The following is a 21008-nucleotide window of genomic DNA, read 5'->3' as shown; positions in this document are numbered from 1 at the left end:
CAGCATAGAGTTATAACTTTTTTAATTCTTCAATTTGTACAGTAAAACTTGTACAGTAGTCATATTTAATGTTATTTTCCCCTTTATTTATGGCATTATGTTTTGTCACCTGCACCCTTGCACAATAAAAAAGGGACTAAGTTTGATACTTAGCCCTCCAATCTCACATATTGAATTGTGCCTAAAATTCTTTTACCACTGAATGAAGACTGAGTGAAAAAATTTAAGCTTGATTTTTTATATCATTTTAGTGACTAATTGTGAGATTAAACATGTCTATTCCAAGATTAGCTAAACACAAGAAACATGAGTATAATTTAGAGTTTGGATTACTCTTTTTTCTACCCTTGTACAGCTTAACAGGTTCGGGTCAAATAACATTAAATTATATCCACTCGTGCTTAGTGTACTCTCAAATACAATACCTTGATAACCAGCTGATTCTGTTTTATTAAGGCTCTTTATGTAATCAACAATAAATTGCGTGGGCAGATAATCCAATTTACTGTCTCCACTACGAACAGGCTTAGATATCGCTTTATTCATTTCATTGAAAATCTCTAAGTTTATCGCATACATTGTAGGATCAGTAAATCTAAAAACATCTAAGCCTTTAAGCAATCTAAAATCAACTACTTTTAGCTCTTCTCTTATTGGAAACTTCCCTATATAAACTGTATCACTTAAGCTTGGACGAATTTCACTAATAACAGTTCCTGTATCACTCGCTAAATATAAGTGACTGATCCCCTCTGAGTTTGCCCTCCCCGATGTTGCAAATGCTGAAGGAGGCGCTCCCATCTCGGTTTTATCTAACTCTTTATTATTAGATATTCTAGCTCTATAAAAAGTATCTTCTTCAACAGTTGTTGTAAGCCTTTTGAGATAATCCTTTAACACCACATAATTGACATGGTTTGAATGAAATCTATTTTCATGTTTAATATACTTCACAAATTCTCCCCATGAGTATCCTTTTAACACTGACTTTTCCTCAAGATAACTTTCGTTCATCCATTCTATAATACCTACTTGATTATTCAAAAAATGGATTTTATCTGAGTGATTACGTTCAAGAAGTAAATTTAAAAAAAGATGGATTTTACTTCCATCAAGGTTATTAAAAATGTTCCATTTTTTTTCGAACTCATCTTTGATACTAATTAATTTGTATTGGGAATAACCGTCAACAATCAAATCTGTACCTAGTTTAAATATGCTTAAAATATCGTTAAACAATTCATCTAAGCCTATATCGGAATATAGGTTATATACATGAACATTGTTACTACTACAAAAATCACAATTACTCAGATTATTAAGACTTTTTATAATACTCTTAATTTCTGAAGACTTAAAGCATTTCACGCAACAATTCATATATATACCTCCTAGTCTAACAATCTACCCATTAATTCTAGATGGTGCATAATAGATAATTTCTTTAAAGTTGGTAGACCCGGGTATGTTCCATCCTTATGGTGCTGTACTAAGCACTGCATAGCTAAAGTATTCATTCTTTCATCTGATATCAATAATTGATACCATTGTATCAACTTTTCCAAAGCCTCTGAAAACTTCCCTGCAGGGTCACTTATATCACTATTAGAATTTGAAACAAAGTGCATTATTTCTAAAGCATTTTCCGAATTTGGATACACAATATGAATTGCAACAGCATAAGGTGCAAAACCACTTTCGTTATATTCTTCTCCAACTACAGAAAAATCCGAAAAACCAATGTATCCTTCATCTCGGAAAAAAAGATGTTCCTCTGAAAAAAACTCATTCTCCTGCTCTAAGTAGTCTACATTCCTAGGAAGCTTGTTAAACTTGTCATCTAATCCTACTAATTCATGACCACTTAATTGTCTTCTAAACGAATTATCAGATGGAATCACATTAAGCCAAGCTGTTACATTGTTAAAAATTTCTTTGTAAAAACGAACAAGGTTTCTCTCAGAATGGATAATTGCTACATCCTCTAATTTAACATTAAACTCTTGCTGCAGATGTTTTACCTGACTCACAGAATCCTTATTTAAGTTGTGTCCAATAATAACAGAATCATTAAACATCAATTCTCTAAATTGTTGATAAACACTAGGCAAAGCTAGTTCACCTGTGAATGAACCGACTTTCGGATTTGATAATATTATTAATTGCCGATCATTCTCTTCAAATACTTTTACAGTAGACAATAAAGTAGAGCTTAATTTGATAGGCTCAATTATTGGAACAATTCTCTCACTTAAAAGACCTTTAGTCTGTAATTCCCTTAGAGCTAATAAATCATATTGTCTTCCTCTTATAATCGGAAAATACATCTCTTCTCCCCCTAGTGTTAATTCAGTTTGTCATATATCTCACGCAGTTCTTTATGGTTGAAGTTTCCCGTGTAAATCAGCCATCTTATCGGCATTGGTAAACCTTTTAATAATTCATCTTCTTCTATAACTATTCTTTTTCTTAACTGATTAAATACTAACCTTTGTGCTTCCTTGATATTTAGAGTTTTGAACCATTGAAGAGATGTTTTAAAATATTGTACAGGCCTTACCTCAGGTAAACATCCAAACTTTAAAAATAGAATTTCTTCATATTCTTTTTTTCTCAATAACTTAAATAAAACTTCGTGATTCAGACTGCTATCATTCTCAATAGCTTTTTTCCTAACACTTAAGCATACTTTATCTGTCAAAACAATAATACCTACTGTTGGATTTGATTCTTTCACAGCTTTATAAACTGGGTAGTAATTCTTTTCAGAAGTTACAACGTATACTTCACTAAAAGCAGCAGAGTAATCTTCTAATTGATACACTAGTCTTTCAAGGTTATCAAGGTCGGTCTTAATCTCATAAACCATCCCTTTATTGCGATTTATTAGAACAAAATCCGCCTTTGACTTTCCAACCACTACTTCACTAAAAGCGGAAGTCGTATTTAAACTGTACTTTCCCAACACCAACTTATTGAACAAAGTATTTTTGAAAAAAAACTCATTCCTATACCCCTTGGTCAAAACATTATAATTGTTTACGAGTTCTTCATTAAATACTTCTGCATTAAATACCTCAGTAAACAAATTACCCATTACATATTTTTTGCTAAAAAATCTATTCAAGTACACATTATTCATACTAATCACACTTTCTAAACTACTCTAATCACTTAGTTTAACACTTTCTGCAATTAGTGCAAAAATTAATATGTAAACATGTTTACTTCATGATATTTACTTATAAATCACATATAGTACTAAATCTGGATTTTCTTGATGTTTATTTTATAGGAAAATTATACCACATCAATATAAAAGAGTAGTACCCTTTAAACCCCTTTCTCTAAAAAACTTTGTGGAATGTGTGACTGTACCTACCATTTACTGTTAACAAATACTGATAGTGTATTTTGGAAACTACCAATTCATCAAAATTGATAATGTTGTTCCCTCAAAATAAAAGAAGGGTTTTATTAATAAGTGTAACAACATCACGAATTTCTAGCCTATATCCAATGTTCGTATCGAAAATAAAAAGGGATAACTTTATTCTGAGTCATCCCTAAACATACTGCTTATAGTGCCAATCCTAATTTTTCTAAAAAGGGATCAGCATTTGTTCTGGCCTCTTTCTTTTCTTCACGATCACGCTGTTTCCTTAATTCTGCTTTATAGTCAAAAGTTGGTGTGGTCGGTTCGTTTGCGAATCGCTCATTTCTCTCTTTCTCATTCTGCAACTGACGTTTTGCAGTCCCCAAGTCTTTATCAGTTAATCTGCTTAAAATAAAGCCTGTCGTTCCTCTAGTTAAAGTATTGATATTTACACCATTCATTGCATTATGAATTGCTTTTACAACCGTTCCCACTCCATACTCTTCATATGCTTGGTTTAGTCTTTTTGCAGAGTTACTATTAATTTCACCTTGATAATGAGTAAACCATTTCTCAATATTAGCATCAGCAATGAACATCATTTGCTTTGACTCTTTGGGTGTTCCTTTAACACCTTTTGTTTTTGGTTTAACAGTCTTAACCGTCTCAGTCGGATTATCTGTAAAATAGACCTGCAACACCTCATTGTTAAGATAGTAACGGTTTACGTTTTTCTCTTTACCACCTGCTTTGTAAGACCTTTTAACCTTCATTAATCCTTTTTGTTCTAAAACCTGAATATGACTCTTAACACTTCTTTCTGATTGCCCTGACATATTTGCGATACTTGAAATAGGAGGATAAGCGTATACTTGACCTTGTTCATCTTTTTTATTATTTTGGATACTCATATTTCTAAACGAAACTAATGCACCGTATACAAGCGTTTCTCCAACCTTTAACTCATAATCTCGCATAAGACTGGTATTAAACTTGACAAATGCTACTTTGCTTTCTTTCATACTTTTTGACCAACTTTCAATATTATTTATTAGTTAGTCATAATGAATGCCTTACTTAAGTCTTTCACCCCTGTTTGCAATAGAGAGACACCAAAGAAAGAAATAGAATAGAAAGGGAGCGAAGCGACTACGAGCGTTAGCGACCCTGTTTATTTATTTCTCTTATTTAATCTTCTAATGGTTTCTCTTATATTGGGCAAATTTTGCACTACCCTTTTACATTTATTGCACTACCCCTAATGCAATTTTTTCATTAGGGTAGTACGAATTTTGCACCCTTAACTATATTTTCTACTAAAACCAATTCCTTGGTCCTCAACCTAAGAGCCTGATAATAAATTAAACGAAATTTTCATCAATGTTAACTTCAGTAAAACATCTTCCTAGATTTATTTCTGGCTGCCTTGGGATTGAGTATTTTATTCTTTTGACTTGTTTTACAATATCTTGATAGATGAAATTGTTTATTTGCCAGAGCTTTATCAATCCGCTCATAGGGGACTATTCCCCACCATTTAAGGAATAGATACTCTCTCATATAGGAGAATGTTATTTCTCTACTCGCTTTTGATACAACTTCTCCAATTACTTTTTGAATCGGATGGATTAGGTATCTTGGATTCTCTTCAACATTAAACAGCGGTACTAATTCCTGAATAACATTGGCTTCCTTTACCTTTAAATACTTCTTGAGTTCCTTTTTATTCTTGCCAAGGACATTAATCGGTTGAAATGCTACCATTAAACTATTCAATTCATTCTTAATTAATTCAACTACCCTTTGATTATTGTGTCCTTCTCCTTTATCTTTTTCATACTGCCCCAATCGCCTGTATAGATCTATTGCTTCACCTACGTATAGCAATTCCTCTGGATTGTATGACAGATAAAAGTAATATAAACCACTCTTATTACTTAGTTTTGTTTTAAATCTCTTAAATTTAGTAAACTTAACTTTAAAATTTGACATTTGCCCTTGAAGCTAGTGTAAGCCCTCACTCTCGACAATGTATCATTGCCCGACACTACGATTTTCAGCAACTTCCTCACCCGCTTTCTTTTATGTTTTTGTTTGTATTGTTTATATTTCTTTCTATAGCCGATCCTAAAACAACACAAAAAAGGAGAGAGTCTACATGCCCCCCCCACCATAAGAAAACACACTTATCCCTGTAAAGTATAGGCATAAATCAGCCTATTCCCATGAGTCTGTCATAGGAAGATCGGGATATGTGTGCCTCCTAATGAGGCGGTTGCATGTAGATTCACTCCTTGTATAATTTAGTAGTTTTAGTTTATATCAGAAAATCATTATAACAGTTCGCAATTTATAAGGCAATATTTTTTTAGGAATTTATTGTTTTAATAGTGAAATGGATGTATTCTCTTCGAGGTTAAGTAATAAAAACTTATCCTTAAATTGAAATTTGATGAATAAAAGCCATTGAAAATTCGTTTCGAATCGGAAATTTTCCTCTCCCCTTTTTGTGTGTTCACAGGTGGAGAAACTATTAAAATTAAGTTCTACGTTCTACCAAGAATACGTGTTAACAGTTCATTTTCTGTTTCCTCATCAAACCTGCTAATATCATTGAAAAATTCCGACAAAAAACGATTTCCCTTTTCTGAATTGCACCTTTTACAACAACAAACACAGTTACTAAACAAAGAAAGTCCACCTTGCGATCTCGGAACAATGTGGTCTATTGTTTCGCCGTAATTCCCACAATAAGCACAAACATTCTTGTCTCTAGATAAAATCATATTGCGAAATGTTTTCCAATCGTACACTGAACAGATAAGAGATTCGTTTTTTATTCCTGCCACACCATCTTCTATCATTAAGATTGCTTGTTCGTATGTAACTTTATAATACATCCTTTTTTTCGATGGTAATTGATAGCAAATTTTTATATCTGTTTTTTTCAATGCACTAGTGTTATATGTGTAAAATGTAAAGGGATTTCTTTCTCTATCTTTCCAACATGGTTTACAATAAGCCCTTCTTTTCCCTCTGCTTTTCAATTCAAACTCTTTATACCATTTGGTCCGTCCACACTTTTTACAATTTTTGTATATGTAGCAAGAGCTACCAATCATGGTAATAACCTACCTATTAGAAGATTTTACATTAATTAGCCTAATTGCTGCATTACTTTGAACTTATATAAATCGCATCTGGATGATTACCTGCTTAAATTTGATTTAAAAAGGTAATCATCCAGTTTTAATAACCTTACTCCAAATTTACTATTTTCCCATGCCCTACCCTGCCGTTCCCAACCTCACCTTACCGTTCCGTACCACACCTTAGCGCACCTAACCTCGTAGTCCTTAAACTCATCAGTAGCAGGTCGGACCAAACCTGCTAGACATAAAGAATACTCTCTTTACGTTTCGTTTAATCTTCCCAAACAAAATGTCTCCAGTTTGAAGGGATGATTCCATCTGCTAAAGCTTTAGCAACCATCCCTCTATGTTTTAAATCTGCTCTTAATACATGACATTTTCGACATAACGTGCGCAAGTTACTATCTTCATTAGAACCAAGCTTTCCACTTTTGATGTGATCAATATGACATGTATTTATTTCAACATTTACCTTACACCGAACACAACATTTCTTATCCCTTAGCCATATTCTTTTTCTTGTGACTGTCCATACCTCTTTGGGTTGACGTTTTTTAGGCATTTACTAAATCCGACTCTCTGTTTTTTGCTTTTTATATACCTCATAGGTATTGGTTTCAATAGACTTTACTTCAAAACGCCCATAACCTATAGAACGAGCATCGGCTAAACCTACCAGCATACCCGCATCATATAAAACAGCTTCAATTTGATGGGTAGCTACTAATGTGTTGTCCCAGATAATCTCAAATTCTGATTCCCATCCAGTTGATAATGCAACACGATAACGGACATTACGACCTTTAGTGGAAGGATTCCTTACTGAACGAACGTCTAAATATACCGGTTCGTTCTCATTTCTTGTAATTTCTTCTGGCATGAAACGGTTGAAATAAATACGGCTTGATAACAATTGAAGAGTTGCGGAAAGCTTAGGCTGAATAGAACCCCGACCACTTTTGGTATACTTTGAAGCCTCTCTCATAGAGCCAAAAACATACGATGGATGAACATACAGTTGACCCTCTTCATTAACTGTGTAAGTACGCTTCCATTCCTCAGGATCATTTCCTGCTACGCCAGTCCGTTCTCTCCTTTCTAAAGATAAGGTTTCAGTTGTAAACATGTGAATTAATAATGGTTTACTACCTTTAATTTTTACTTTAGCGTACATTAAAGCCAAAATAATCACTCCCCTTTCACACTCTCTCATTTCACACAAAATTAAATGAATAGAATTAATAAATTGTAAAGTCAATTAGAATATATTTGATCAACTCACAAATATATATGTGGAACTAAGACTTTATAAGTAACATAATATAATTATTCTAGTATGCTTGTCAACAAAAATTCTAATAATTCAAAATAATATAAACCCTTTATTTTCAATGTTTTTTCGTAATTGGTCTTACTTAAACGATTAAACAAAAGTATTGCAATATAATTACAACAAATGAGAATTTCTAAGTAGAGAATTTCTAAGTAGAGAATTACCAGAAGACCTAAACACCTTGTACTTGGCCATTATCCCCTTTCAAATTACTATGGAATTAGAGTAGTGGTTATCTAAAGTCTAAAGTTGATTTATACGGGGCATTAGCTCAGCTGGGAGAGCGCTACGCTCGCAGCGTAGCGGTTATCGGATCGTTCCTGTTATGTTCTATTTCCGAAAACCCTTTCTACAAGAGGATTTTTTATCTAACGTTTTTCATTTTTTGTGTGTCGAGTTTTTATTCAGTTGAATTACCTGAATTAACATTCTACTTTTTCCCTTAACCAAAAAGAGCAGTCACAATGACTGCCCATAATACGTAACATTTAATTGTTATTGTGTTTCTTCTGCGCCATATATCATAGTATCACTTAATTCTTTTAAATCTGATATTCTTATTGAATACTCAAAATTCAATATTACTAAGCGGATTAAATTTTTCGTTTTGCTCTCTTAAAGCTGTTCCCCAAATTGCAAGATACTTCTCTGTCATTTTTAGGTTGCGGTGACGCAACATTTTTTGAAGTGTAAATACGTCACCACCATTCATTAAGAACCTGTGTGCAAATGTATGTCTAAAAGTGTGTGCTGATAATCTTACATCTTTAAAGTTCATTATCACTTTCAATCGCTTAAACACATTCTTCAATGCATCTGCTGATAAAGGCTTGTTCTCTCTGTTTACAAAAACATGATCTGATAGTTCTGAAAAGTGTTGCTGACAAAATACTTTGTACTCTGCTAGTTCCTTCACCAACTTATTTGTTATTGGAATACTTGCTTGTGAACGGTTTTTACCAAATACAATTATTGTACCTGTAATCAAGTCAACGTCTTTCCATGTAAGATTACACAATTCCCCTAAACGGATTCCACTACCTAGTAATATGAGAATGATGGTATGATCACGATAGGCGTAAAATGAGTGTTCCCTACCTTTTAACCTTCTGTAATATCCCAACATCTGTTTGATATGATTGTCGGTAAATACCTCAATTTTAGTATCTGTCTTTATCTTTTCAATCTTCAACATTGGATTTCGTTTCTCATTGACAATATCACTAATAACCATATAGTTGAAAAACGCTCTAAGATTCTTAATTTTTGTGTTAATGGTTACAGGATTGTTCCCTTTAGTTTTCATGCAGTAAAGGAAATATGATTTTACTGTATTGGTTGTCACATCTTCTACGTTGAGAACTTCCTTTTCAGCACAGTAGTTTTGAAACTCCCCCAAAATGATTTGATACGTTTTGATTGTTTGTATAGATAAGTTCTGAAACTCTCTGTCATCCTTAAAATCTTGTATTGCAAATTTCAACAACATAAAAAGACCACTTCCTTCTCATTTTTTCACAAGAAGGTTAGTGGTCTTAGTTGTAAGAAAGGGGTCTAGCAACGACCACTTTCTTACTTAGTTTGTAAAATCCTTATTGAACCCTTGATACGACTAGGTTTATGACCTGTGAGGGACTTGAACCCCCGACCCCTTCCCTGTCAAGGAAGTGCTCTCCCACTGAGCTAACAAGTCGCAATATGTAAGTGCTGCTGACAAGTTCTATTATATGGGGAGGCTTGTTCAAAGTCAATACTCTAATTATCAAAAAACAGCATATGTTTTTTCTCTTCTTTATAATACTGAATCCTGTCCTGAAGAGTTCCTGTATGAAACTCAAACTTGTGTCCGTCCGGATCTGTGAAGTAAATGGATTTCTTGTCTCTTTCATCTCGTGATCTACCAGGTAAGACTGTAACGTGTTGCTGCAATAGTTTTTGATGAAGGCTGTCGAATTCGGACTCTTCTATTGTAAAGGCGATGTGTGTATAGGATTCTTTTATTTCAGTTCTCGGTATGTCTTTTTCGAGATTAAGTGCCATCCAGATTCCATTCAGGTCGAAATACGCTGTGGTTCTGCCCTTTACTATCAGCTTTGCTTCAAGGATGGCTTGATAGAATTCAATCGATCTGTCAAGGTCTGAAACGGAAAAAAGCAGGTGGTTGATGCCTTTGACCTTCATCTGCTATACCTCCCGGGGATTCATTTGAAGAATATTTTACCATAATTATAGTATAGATACTGTTTTCTCACCAGAGTTCCGAATCGAACACTTACATAACATCTAGCCACTCTAGATGTGCTCTTACATCACGTTTACAGCACTTATCTTCCACTTTCACTTCTGCAGAGTGTTCTTACATCACGTTTACAATACTTAGCTTCAAATTAAAAAAGGGCAGCAATCGCCGCCCTTTAAATTTTTTGTAATAGACATCGTTTACCTGCGCCATTGTTTTCTTATAATTAGAGCAATAAAACCGCCCCTGTTAGGTTATTTCTTTACGCCTCCCGAGCGACAGTCTGATCGCTGTCTTTCTTATAAATAAGCTGCACAGCAAACAATCCTGCAAACATGATTAGACCGACTACATCTGAAATTCCCTCTGGGTAGATTAATAGCAAACCTGCAATGATAGCCAGTACTCGTTCGATCCAGTTCATAGGTCTCATCCAATAGCCAATAATTCCGGCACCAATTGCGATCATTCCCGTCACTGCTGTAAACACAACCCAAATGACTTCTGGAATTGTCGTATCAATTAGAAGCATTTCTGGTGAAAGAACAAAGATATATGGGATGATAAATGCGGCAATGGCAAGCTTGGATGATTGTATTCCTGTACGAATAGGTTCTCCTCCTGATACACCAGCAGCAGCAAATGCTGCAAGCGCTACCGGCGGTGTAATATCCGCAATGATTCCAAAATAGAAAACAAAGAGATGGGCAGCCAAATCAGGATAGCCCATAAAAATGATAACAGGTGCTGCTATTGTTGATGTGATGACATAGTTTGCCGTTGTTGGCGATCCCATTCCCAAAATCAAGGATGCAATCATTGTGAAAATAAGGGTTGGAATAATGTAGCCTTGTGCCAGATCAATTAAGCCATTTGCCAATGTTAAACCTAGTCCTGTTTTTGTTACAATCCCTACGATAATACCCGCAGCAGCGGTTGCCGCCGCTACAGACAAAGCCGTTCTTGCCCCATCTACTAATGCTAAAATGATAGCTTTAGGGCCCATTCTTGTTTCTTTGTTAATGAACCCTGCTACTATAGCAATTAAAATGGAATAAAGTGCTGCATGCATGACTGGAATGCCTGTCATCAACAAGACGATAATCGCCAGAATCGGAAGCAAGAGGTAGATTTTCTTCGCCACTTCTTTACGATTAGGCATTTCTTCTTCTGAAAGTCCTCTCAGACCAAGTCGCTTCGCTTCAAAATGGGTCATGATCCAGATTCCAGTAAAATAAAGGATTGCTGGAATGGCTGCAGCCTTTGCAATGTCCCAGTACGTGATGCCATTTCCAATAAATTCGACCATCAAGAAAGCAGCAGCTCCCATGATTGGCGGCATTAATTGTCCGCCAGTTGAAGATGCGGCTTCAACAGCTCCTGCAAATTCCTTTTTATATCCCAGTTTTTTCATCATTGGAATGGTAAATGCGCCTGATGTTACTACGTTTGCAACTGAGCTTCCGCTGATTGTTCCTTGAAGGGCGCTTGAAAAAATGGCAACTTTAGCCGGTCCGCCGACTCTTTTCCCGGCGATTACAGCTGACAGATCATTAAAATATTGACCTACACCAGTTTGAATCAAGAACGAGCCGAATAACAGAAACAAGAAAATAAATGTTGCCGATACCCCAAGCGGCGTTCCTAAAATCCCTTCTGTAGTGAAAAACATCGTCTGAACCAATCGTTCAAGACTTAACCCTCCATGCTGAAGAAATCCCGGCATATATTGTCCAAAAACCCCATAAGCCATAAAAAGAACAGCAATAATTGTAATAGGAAGCCCGACTGCTCTTCTTGTGGCTTCGAGAACGAGCAAAATCGCAATAATCCCTATTGCAAAGTCAGTTGCCGTTAAGATTCCAACACGCATAGCGATGTCTTCCATAAAGAGCGGCCAATAGGCACCGACGACTATACTGAGAAGAGCAAGCACAATATCATACCAGCCAACTTGCCATTTGCCTGATTCTTTCTTTTTCTTATTTAAAGGGAATAATAGAAAAATAAGCGCCAGTGCAAATCCTAAATGGACGGAACGCTGAATTTGAGCAGTAAAAACGGAAAAAATAGCTGTGTATAATTGGAAAAGGGAAAATGACAGCAAACCCAGGAAAGCAATCCATCCCATAATTCCCGTGAGCTTTCTCGTTGCAGCTTCTGGATCGTATTTTTCGAGAATTTCCTGCTGCTCTTCAAGTGATAAAAATTTCACTTCTTCATCCTTCATTGATTTTCACTCCTCTCAAAAGCTGAAAAAGATTCATGGTTCCATAACTGACTCTGACCCATGTACCGGGTTTTATGTATTTTTTCAATTCATATTCCTTTCCTTTGTAAACCACTCTGTGATTGGCAACCACCTGTCCTGTGCTGAGGTCAAAAAAAGGAAATGTCCGATTCATATTTGAAATGATATAACGGCCATCCTTTCTATCAAAAATCTCTTCCCCCTCAGGTCCGGAGGGCATACCTACTGCAAATGTCTCATATGAAAGCTCGATTTGTTTGATCTGTTTGTTCGAAAGCTCATATGTTTCAATCACATCTGTCAGATGAATGGAATGGGTATACTTTATTTGAAAAGTATCGCTTTCTTGAACAGAAATGTACGCCAACAGCCTGTTTGTGTCTTCAAAATGAAAAGCTGCGGTTTTCTTAAACGGGATAAAAAAGATGAGAATAACGAAGATGAAAAACATGAGAACGTATAATCGCTTTTTCTTCATCCCAGTTTCCTCCAAAATCAAGCGATAGACCGCAGTTCCTCTGCGGCCTATCTCTCAAACCATTATTTTATTACGCCTTTTTCTTTAAAGTATTTCTCTGCGCCAGGATGCAGTTTCAGATCGCCAATACCGTCAAGAGCTGTTTCTGCTTTGATTAATTTGCCTTTAGCATGGGCAATTTTATCTGTGTTTTCAAAAATGGATTTTGTGATCTCGTAAACGAGCTCCTCGTCAAGCTCATCCTGTACGACAAGCATTGCCTTGACAGCTACTGTGTTCACGTCTTCACCGATTTTGTACGTGCCGCTTGGTACAACATCCTCTGAATAGAAAGGATATTTTTCAATCAGCGCTTTTATTTTGTCATCCTCTAGCGGAACAACAATTACCTTGTTTTGGGCTGAAAGTGTTTCAACTGCAGCAGTCGGAGTTCCGGCCGTTACGAATGCTGCATCAATGCTTCCGCCTTGAATGCCTTCAGTAGACTCATCAAATGAGAGGTTCTGCGCCTGAATATCCTCTACAGTTAATCCGTAAACTTCAAGAATCTGAACGGCGTTAAGATAAGCTCCAGATCCGATTGCTCCTACTGAAACTTTTTTCCCTTTTAAATCTTCAACAGATTTAATACCGCTTTTATCTGTCGTAATCAGCTGAACTGTCTCATTGTAGAGTGTTCCAATCCCAAGAACGTTGTCAATTTTGTTGTCTTTGAACATGCTTTCTCCTGTTAGAGCATAAGTGGCAATGTCCGTTTGAGAGAAAGCAATTTCAGCGTCTCCGCTTTTTAATGTCTGCATGTTCTCAACAGAAGCCCCTGAAGATTGAACCGTAGCTTTATAGTCTGTGCTGTCAGAGATAATATCACCGAAAGATCCGCCGAGAGGATAATATGTACCGCCTGTTCCCCCGGTCAGAATGCGGAGTGTTTTAGGTTTTGAATCTCCTGAACCCCCTGAACCGCTTGTTCCCTCACTGCCTCCGCAGGCGGCTGCAATCATGGCAATAGCAAGCATCATAACAACGAGCAAATATTTTTTCATGCCTTTCTCTCCCCCTCTATTTGTCATAAATTTGTAATATTACCATTTTTATATTAACATAGCAGGAAAGATAATTGTCAATTAATTCTTAAAATTTAAAAAACACACCCTGTATTAAAAATAGTTCTTTCCGGAGAGACATATTGCTTTGTAATTCTTTTTTTATTTAGTATAATTATAAACTGATAATGATTATATTCATCAGAATAGTCACAATCATTAAAAGCAAGTATTTAAAAGACTTTTATCGGGAGGGAAATGAACATGGAAACAAACAACAGCCAGGATCAAAAAAGCCACACAGCTGCAGGCCAGTGCCCATTCACTGGTGCTCAGGGAGGTCACGCAGACAGTGCAATCACTACTTCCAGAAAGCCTGGAGGCACAACAAATAAAGACTGGTGGCCGAACATGCTTAACCTTGGCATCCTTCGCCAGCATGATAAAAAATCTAATCCGTTCGGAGAGGATTTTAATTATAAAGAAGAGTTCTCAAAACTCGACTATGACGCTTTAAAGCAAGATCTTCATAATTTGATGACAGACAGCCAGGACTGGTGGCCGGCAGATTACGGACACTATGGTCCTTTCTTCATCCGCATGTCCTGGCACGCAGCCGGCACGTACCGGACAGCTGACGGCCGCGGAGGCGGTGCTTTTGGTTCGCAGCGTTTCGCTCCGCTGAACAGCTGGCCTGATAACGTGAACCTTGATAAAGCCCGCCGCCTTCTGTGGCCGATTAAACAAAAGTACGGGAACAAAATTTCCTGGGCAGATTTGCTTGTTCTGACTGGAAACGTAGCCCTAGAGTCAATGGGACTTAAAACCTTTGGATTTGGTGCCGGCCGTGAGGACATCTGGCATCCGGAAGAAGACGTATACTGGGGAAATGAAAAGGAATGGCTGGCTGACAACCGCTATTCAGGTGACCGGGAACTTGAAAATCCTCTTGCCGCCGTTCAGATGGGACTTATCTATGTAAACCCTGAAGGCCCGAACGGAAAACCGGATCCTATGGGAAGTGCCCGTGACATCCGCGATACATTCTACCGCATGGGTATGAATGATGAAGAAACGGTTGCCTTGATTGCAGGCGGACATACATTCGGTAAAGCTCACGGCGCCGGCGATCCGTCACTTGTCGGGGATGATCCTGAAGCAGCAACACTTGAAACTCAGGGCTTCGGCTGGCTGAGCAAGCACGGTAAAGGGAAAGGCCGCGATACAATCTCAAGCGGAGTTGAGGGCGCCTGGACTGCTAATCCTACGAAATGGGACAACGGTTATTTCGAGCAGCTGTTAGGCTATGAGTGGAAGCTGACTAAGAGTCCTGCCGGTGCTTATCAGTGGGAGGCAGTGGATCTTCCTGAAAGTCACATGGCACCTGATGCGGAAGATGCATCCATCAAAGTGAAAACAATGATGACAACAGCTGATATGGCACTGCGCACAGATCCGGACTACGAGAAAATTTCACGCCGTTTTTATGAAAATCCGGAAGAATTTGAAGATGCATTTTCACGTGCATGGTTCAAGCTTCTTCACCGTGACATGGGGCCAAAAGTACGTTACTGGGGTCCGGAAGTGCCGCAGGAAGATCTTATTTGGCAGGATCCAATTCCCGCAGCTGACTACACATTGTCTGACGCTGAAATTTTAGATTTAAAAGAAAAAATCTTAAACTCCGGTCTTTCCGTGAGTGAGCTTGTTAAGACAGCTTGGGCTTCTGCCAGCACGTACCGCGGTTCGGATATGCGCGGCGGTGCGAACGGTGCGCGTGTGCGCCTCGCTCCGCAAAAGGACTGGGAAGCAAATGAGCCTGCTGAACTGGCAAGAGCTCTTGATGCATATGAAAGCCTCCAAAGCCAGCTTGACAAAAAAGTCAGCCTTGCTGACCTGATTGTTCTTGGCGGAAGTGCGGCAATCGAAAAGGCAGCGAAGGATGCAGGCTTTGATGTAGTCGTACCATTTACACCAGGCCGCGGCGACGCAACAGCAGAACAAACAGACGTTGAAGGTTTTGAAGTCCTTGAGCCGGTATCCGATGGTTTCCGCAACTATCAGAAAGCGGAATACTCCATCAGCCCTGAAGAAATGCTTGTTGATAAAGCACAGCTTCTTGGACTGACTGCACCGGAAATGACTGTTCTTCTTGGCGGAATGCGTGTGCTTGGGACAAACCATGGCGGCACAAAGCATGGCGTGTTCACAGATCGCGTGGGTCAATTAACAAATGACTTTTTCGTTAATCTTTTAGACATGGGCATTGAATGGAAACCGGCCGGATTTAACCAATATGAAGGCCGTGACCGCAAAACTGGCGAAGTGGTGCGCACTGCCTCCCGCTTTGACCTTGTCTTCGGCTCCAACTCCATCCTCCGTGCACTTGCGGAAGTGTATGCACAAGATGACAACAAAGAGAAATTTGTGAATGACTTTGTTGCTGCATGGGTGAAGGTAATGGATGCTGATCGATTTGATGTAAAACAATAATCACATGTTTAAGCCCGGTGGATTCTGTATCCGCCGGGCTATTTCTATTATCGCGAAAAATAGCGCCTCTCCTACAAAAGTCTCATTTTTCCAATAAGTCCATTATTTAGAGGGAAGACGGGTATATCAACACTATCACAATTTAGGAGGCTGTATTGATGAAAGCTGTAACGTTTCAGGGTGCAAAGGAAATGGAAGTGAAGGAAGTTCCGGATGCTGTGCTTCAGAAAAATGATGATATCATTGTCCGCATTACATCAACTGCCATTTGCGGTTCAGATCTGCATATCTATCAGGGCGCATTGCCCGCTGAGAAAGATTATGTCGTCGGGCATGAGCCTATGGGGATTGTCGAAGAGGTCGGACCCGAAGTAACAAAGGTTAAAAAGGGAGACCGGGTCGTTATTCCTTTTAACATTTCCTGCGGAGAATGCTACTACTGTAAACACGAACTCGAAAGCCAGTGTGACAATTCCAATGGAAATTCGGAAATTGATACAGGCGGGTATTTTGGATTTACCGAACGTTATGGCAATCATCCCGGAGGTCAGGCGGAGTATTTAAGAGTTCCTTACGGAAATTTTATGCCGTTTGTCATTCCTGAATCGGTTGAACTTGAGGATGAAGCTCTCCTGTTTATGTCTGATGTCCTTCCTACAGCCTATTGGAGCATTGAAAATGCCGGTGTGAAAGCTGACGATACGGTTGTTGTCCTCGGATGCGGCCCGGTTGGACTCATGGCGCAGAAGTTTGCCTGGATGAAAGGCGCCAAACGGGTTATCGCTGTAGATAATCTGCCGTACAGGCTTGAGAAAGCAAAACGAATGAACAATGTTGAAATACTTAATTTTGATGACTTTAAAGACACGGGTTCCCACATAAAAGAGCTGACGAGCGGAGGCGCAGATGCTGTGATTGACTGTGTCGGAATGGACGGCAAAAAGTCAGCCCTTGAAGAAATCGGCCAAAAACTGAAGCTTCAGGGAGGAACATTAAGTCCGTTTGAAATTGCCATGAATGCCGTCAGGAAGTTCGGAACCATTCAGCTCACCGGGGTTTATGGTTCGAAATATAACATGTTCCCTCTGGGAAATATCTTTGAACGCAACATCAATTTAAAAATGGGACAGGCACCGGTCATCCATTACATGCCAATGCTTTTTGATATGATCGCATCAGGAAAGCTTGACCCGACCGAAATCGTTTCACATAAGGTGCCTTTAAGCAAAGCCAGTGAAGCTTACAAAATCTTTAATGATCATGAAGATGAATGTGTGAAGGTTGTATTGAAGCCTTAATCATATAGTAAAAAGGGTGAATTTGAGTACGGTCAAATTCACCCTTTTTTATCGTAGATTCAGCTCCTGATGGATAAGTGCCTTCAAGCAGGCTTCTCCCTCTCTTGATGATTCTATTCAAGCAGACAAGTTCCCTCAAGCAGGCTCCCACTGTCCCTTGATGGTTCTAATCAAGCCTATAAGTTCCCTCAAGCTAGCTGTTCCTGACTCTTGATGGTTCTAATCAAGCGGATAAGTGCCTTCAAGCAGGCTTTTCCGTTCCTTGATGGTTCTAATCAAGCGGATAAGTTCCTTCAAGCAGGCTTTTCCGTTCCTTGGTGGTTCTAATCAAGCGGATAAGTTCCCTCAAGCTAGCTGCTCCTGCCCCTTGACGGTTCTAATCAAGCCTATAAGTATCTTCAAACAGGCTCCCACTGTCCCTTGATGGTTCTAATCAATCCTATAAGTTCCCTCAAGCTAGCTGCTCCTGCCCCTTGATGGTTCTAAACAATGTTTACATACATCTGTTTTTAATGCTGCTTCTTTTGAACAGGAGAATACGCATTTACCATCTGCTGCATGTCCCCTTCGGGAAGCTGCGGCACCTGATAATAGTGATGCTTGTTCTGATAAATCGAGATCTCATAGGCCATCTCAATACAGTTTGGAATGGTATCTGCCAGCACACGCCTGACTGTCGGGTTGGTGACCTCCGTAGTCGCCATTCCTTTAAGGGATGCATTAGATTTCACCATGTTCAGCATCAGGCTTGAAATAACCTGATCCGTTATCTCACCCGGCATCCCGATTGGCTTCACTGGCGGAGTTTGTTTCAGGCCGTATACAAAATCATTTTTCTGTTTCATGTTGTAGACTTCTGTAGAGACAGAGGGTTTTACTCCTGTCTGAAAGCATTCTACAATCGTGTTGTATTCCGTCATCATAAATTGCTCCTGCCTGTTCATTAAATCAAGCAGTTCAGGGTCTTTAACATGCGGTTTTAAAAGGACATAAAGATTTAAAGCATTGACCGCTCCCGACAAAATTTCTGATACATCGAACATTTCATGCCCGCCGTGGTTTTGCTGCGGCGGAACCATGCCTGTCTGCATATTTTCGTTTGCGTCTCCATTGATTTGCTGAGTCATGTTTCATCCTCCTTTTTTTACCTTTTTATTTTCTATCAGGAAACCAATTCTATTCGCTCATTCCATGATTCCGGCCTGGATCAGACGTACATCTGCGTGCACGTTAAATTGCACTTTTTGACCAAGCTTTTTCCAGTCCTTGTATCCCTCCTGACGGAACTGTTCTTTTATTCCAAGAGGGTCAACATCAAGCTCCTGAAGTTTTTTGAGCAGAGAAAGCATTTCCTCCTCGAGCATTTTTTCTGTTTTCTTTTCAAGTTTTTTTATGTTTGTCTGTTTTGTTAAATCAAGCCCTCCGGCTTCCATCACCCGCCCGTCCATTTTGACTGAGACTGACATCGTGTATCCAGTCATCTCTTTTCGCGGACGGAACCAAGCTTTTGAGGAGAGATTTTGAATGCTGACCGGGTTCTTTTTTTTCGAATCCACTTCGATAATGCCTTTATTTGTTTTTTCATAAAGGACTTTCATCATGTAGCTTTCCTGCAGATCCAGCTTGCCCGCAAGCTTATCCCCCTTTAATAGGGCAACACCCAGAACCTCGACTGCCTGATTTTTATTTTCAATTAATGGAAGGAACGGATCGAAGCCATCTCCCCTGTATTGAAAAAGGAAATGATGCAGGTTCATGCTTGGAATTGTGCGGTCCATATTCTGCGAGACAATATCTGTCACATACCGAGACACAGATTCTTCCTGCTTAATATCTGAAGAAAGAATCTCAAAGGCCTTTCCTTCAGAAACACAAAGGCTGATGTCTCTCCCGATATTCGGATCCCGCTGGAGGTTATCGACAATTGGCCCGATACCGTATTTCGCTATTTCCTGATCAAAAATAATGATGCCCACCCGTCCGACTTCTACCGGCCTTGTGGACTGTGCCTGGATTTTCTGCCTGATGCTTTTGCTTGTTTTACCAACGGCGGTAAGCACAACATTTTCCGGCTCTGACTGAACTCCCGGCGGTGTATAGGTTGCGCCGTCTGTTACCTGGAATTCATCTTCTCCGATATAATCGTATCCGACCGCCTGAATAAGCTGCACGTCTTCGAGAACTTTTGAAGTAGGCACGCATCCCCCCGTAATCAGCATGAGAGAAACAAGTACGGCCGCTTTAAATGCATTCAAATTTGCTTCCTCACTTTCATAATGATCATCTGCAGGATAAAAAGGAGCGGTATGTATCCGTATATCGTATAAAATCCAATCTCGGACATTTTATTATTCAGCCAGTCGATCTGGCCCCTGTCTTTTAGAAAATAGCAGGAAACAAACACCGCCGCACTAATTATAATCAGGGCCGTCCTTTGTTTTACAGGCATTATTCGGTTCACCCCTCTGCTCGCGCTCCATAGTCCGATGCAGATATTCGGAAGAACAATAAAGAACCAAATGGAAATTCCAACGTATTCAAAACGTTCAATAACAGTCAGATCGACAATTTTCCAAAGGGTTAATGTAGCCCAAATCGTCGTTTTAAGCTGGTCCTGGTCAAAATAGGCGAACGAAACAAGTGCAGTGATTAAATAAATAAAAATGCTGAACAGTACACCATAATGTGCCCACTTCTGAGACTTTGGAGGATCTTTTAAAAAGGGATAGAACATAAACAGGACTTCAAATCCAAGGTAATTGAGTGTCATTGTTTTCGTGGCGCTCAAGAGTTCCTTAAACGATAAATCAATGACCGGCAGCAGGCTGCCCCAATAAGCTTCCCGAATAGGAAAATATTTTATAAACAGCAATGGAATTCCGTAAATGACACCGAGAAAGGCAATGCCTGTAACGATTCGAAATCCTCCTGTCACGTAAGAGTAGGCTATTAAAATGATAATTCCCGCAAATACCCAGTGATAGACGTCCGGAAATACCCAGACTTGAATGACTTCGACATAAGTACGGATGAGCACAATGACAAACATCGTATAATAGGCAACAAAATAGAGGCTGAACAGCCCGCCGATCCATTTACCGAAGAGGTCATGATGGATGGCGGTTATATCATTTTTCCCCCTGTTCAAAATCTGATAGGAAATCCAGATCAGTGCGAGAATTGTCACACCCGACAAGATAATAGCAAGCCAGGAGCTGTGACCCGCTGACTTCGCAATATACCGTTCAAAGCCTAATATTCCAACTCCCACCTGCATCGCATGAATCAAGTAAAACACAAAATAGTTTGAGACCTTTTTATCCTCTTTTGGCAGCGGAAACATCA

The 21008-nt window shown here is 38.9% G+C and carries 18 protein-coding genes and 2 tRNA genes; 3 read left to right on the top strand and 17 right to left on the bottom strand.

What is annotated here, in order from left to right; all coding sequences use genetic code 11:
- Positions 1-291 precede the first annotated feature (291 nt).
- The 8 genes from ACTSEZ_RS01435 to ACTSEZ_RS01400 all read right to left on the bottom strand — a co-directional run bounded on the left by ACTSEZ_RS01435 (position 292) and on the right by ACTSEZ_RS01400 (position 7702).
- Entirely contained in the window at positions 292-1380 is a 1089-nt protein-coding gene (locus ACTSEZ_RS01435) for an RES domain-containing protein (protein WP_369732388.1), read from the bottom strand.
- 11 nt (positions 1381-1391) lie between these two features.
- On the bottom strand, positions 1392-2327 hold the full coding sequence (locus tag ACTSEZ_RS01430; protein ID WP_369732387.1) for a sce7725 family protein: 936 nt from the start codon (positions 2325-2327) through the stop codon (positions 1392-1394).
- Between the two features lie 17 nt (positions 2328-2344).
- Positions 2345-3142, bottom strand: a complete 798-nt coding sequence (locus ACTSEZ_RS01425) for a sce7726 family protein (RefSeq protein ID WP_369732385.1) — start codon at positions 3140-3142, stop codon at positions 2345-2347.
- 437 nt (positions 3143-3579) lie between these two features.
- Entirely contained in the window at positions 3580-4398 is an 819-nt protein-coding gene (locus ACTSEZ_RS01420) for a helix-turn-helix domain-containing protein (RefSeq protein WP_369732384.1), read from the bottom strand.
- 367 nt (positions 4399-4765) lie between these two features.
- Positions 4766-5368 (bottom strand): GIY-YIG nuclease family protein, encoded by a 603-nt coding sequence (locus ACTSEZ_RS01415; RefSeq protein WP_369732383.1) that lies wholly within the window; start codon positions 5366-5368, stop codon positions 4766-4768.
- A 554-nt stretch (positions 5369-5922) separates the two neighbouring features.
- Complete coding sequence (locus ACTSEZ_RS01410) at positions 5923-6162, bottom strand: HNH endonuclease (protein WP_369733057.1); 240 nt, start codon at positions 6160-6162, stop codon at positions 5923-5925.
- Between the two features lie 637 nt (positions 6163-6799).
- Positions 6800-7090, bottom strand: a complete 291-nt coding sequence (locus tag ACTSEZ_RS01405; RefSeq protein ID WP_369732382.1) for an HNH endonuclease — start codon at positions 7088-7090, stop codon at positions 6800-6802.
- 3 nt (positions 7091-7093) lie between these two features.
- Entirely contained in the window at positions 7094-7702 is a 609-nt protein-coding gene (locus ACTSEZ_RS01400; RefSeq protein ID WP_369733056.1) for a hypothetical protein, read from the bottom strand.
- 419 nt (positions 7703-8121) lie between these two features.
- Between ACTSEZ_RS01400 and ACTSEZ_RS01395 the strand changes: the two genes are divergently transcribed.
- A tRNA-Ala gene (locus ACTSEZ_RS01395) sits at positions 8122-8194 on the top strand.
- Positions 8195-8429: 235 nt separating this feature from the next.
- Here ACTSEZ_RS01395 and ACTSEZ_RS01390 read toward each other — a convergent pair.
- The 6 genes from ACTSEZ_RS01390 to ACTSEZ_RS01365 form a co-directional block, all read right to left on the bottom strand.
- On the bottom strand, positions 8430-9350 hold the full coding sequence (locus tag ACTSEZ_RS01390) for a tyrosine-type recombinase/integrase (RefSeq protein ID WP_369732381.1): 921 nt from the start codon (positions 9348-9350) through the stop codon (positions 8430-8432).
- Between the two features lie 132 nt (positions 9351-9482).
- Positions 9483-9554, bottom strand: a tRNA-Val gene (locus tag ACTSEZ_RS01385).
- 62 nt (positions 9555-9616) lie between these two features.
- Positions 9617-10042: a metallothiol transferase FosB gene (gene fosB, locus ACTSEZ_RS01380; RefSeq protein ID WP_369732380.1), complete on the bottom strand. Its 426-nt coding sequence runs from the start codon at positions 10040-10042 to the stop codon at positions 9617-9619.
- Positions 10043-10362: 320 nt separating this feature from the next.
- Positions 10363-12330 (bottom strand): TRAP transporter permease, encoded by a 1968-nt coding sequence (locus tag ACTSEZ_RS01375; RefSeq protein WP_369732379.1) that lies wholly within the window; start codon positions 12328-12330, stop codon positions 10363-10365.
- Positions 12320-12829, bottom strand: a complete 510-nt coding sequence (locus ACTSEZ_RS01370; RefSeq protein WP_369732378.1) for a DUF1850 domain-containing protein — start codon at positions 12827-12829, stop codon at positions 12320-12322. Before ACTSEZ_RS01370 ends, ACTSEZ_RS01375 begins: the two co-directional genes overlap by 11 nt.
- A gap of 62 nt (positions 12830-12891) precedes the next feature.
- Entirely contained in the window at positions 12892-13872 is a 981-nt protein-coding gene (locus tag ACTSEZ_RS01365) for a TAXI family TRAP transporter solute-binding subunit (RefSeq protein WP_369732377.1), read from the bottom strand.
- A gap of 264 nt (positions 13873-14136) precedes the next feature.
- Here ACTSEZ_RS01365 and katG point away from each other — a divergent pair, with 264 nt between their 5' ends.
- Both katG and ACTSEZ_RS01355 read left to right on the top strand, forming a co-directional pair.
- The gene (gene katG / locus ACTSEZ_RS01360) at positions 14137-16365 is read left to right on the top strand and encodes a catalase/peroxidase HPI (RefSeq protein WP_369732376.1); all 2229 of its coding nucleotides are present in this window, start codon (positions 14137-14139) and stop codon (positions 16363-16365) included.
- Positions 16366-16523: 158 nt separating this feature from the next.
- A complete protein-coding gene (locus ACTSEZ_RS01355) occupies positions 16524-17663 on the top strand; it encodes a zinc-dependent alcohol dehydrogenase (protein ID WP_369732375.1) in 1140 nt (379 codons plus the stop codon).
- Between the two features lie 509 nt (positions 17664-18172).
- On the opposite strand, the gene ACTSEZ_RS01350 is transcribed toward ACTSEZ_RS01355, so the two are convergent.
- Genes ACTSEZ_RS01350 through ACTSEZ_RS01340 form a run of 3 tightly spaced genes read right to left on the bottom strand, consistent with a single transcriptional unit; the run spans position 18173 to position 21006 of the window.
- Positions 18173-18790 carry a spore coat protein gene (locus ACTSEZ_RS01350; RefSeq protein WP_369732374.1) on the bottom strand — a complete coding sequence of 206 codons (618 nt, stop codon included), beginning with the start codon at positions 18788-18790 and terminating at the stop codon, positions 18173-18175.
- Positions 18791-18847: 57 nt separating this feature from the next.
- A complete protein-coding gene (locus ACTSEZ_RS01345) occupies positions 18848-19918 on the bottom strand; it encodes a Ger(x)C family spore germination protein (protein ID WP_369732373.1) in 1071 nt (356 codons plus the stop codon).
- Positions 19915-21006, bottom strand: coding sequence for a GerAB/ArcD/ProY family transporter (locus ACTSEZ_RS01340; RefSeq protein WP_369732372.1), 1092 nt, complete (start codon positions 21004-21006; stop codon positions 19915-19917). Before ACTSEZ_RS01340 ends, ACTSEZ_RS01345 begins: the two co-directional genes overlap by 4 nt.
- Between the last annotated feature and the right edge of the window lie 2 nt (positions 21007-21008).

Origin of the sequence: Metabacillus mesotrionivorans (genome assembly GCF_052171315.1) — a bacterium.
Lineage (GTDB): Bacteria > Bacillota > Bacilli > Bacillales > Bacillaceae > Bacillus_P.
Note: the sequence above shows the minus strand (reverse complement) of the source record. Positions and strands in the feature narration are given on the sequence as shown.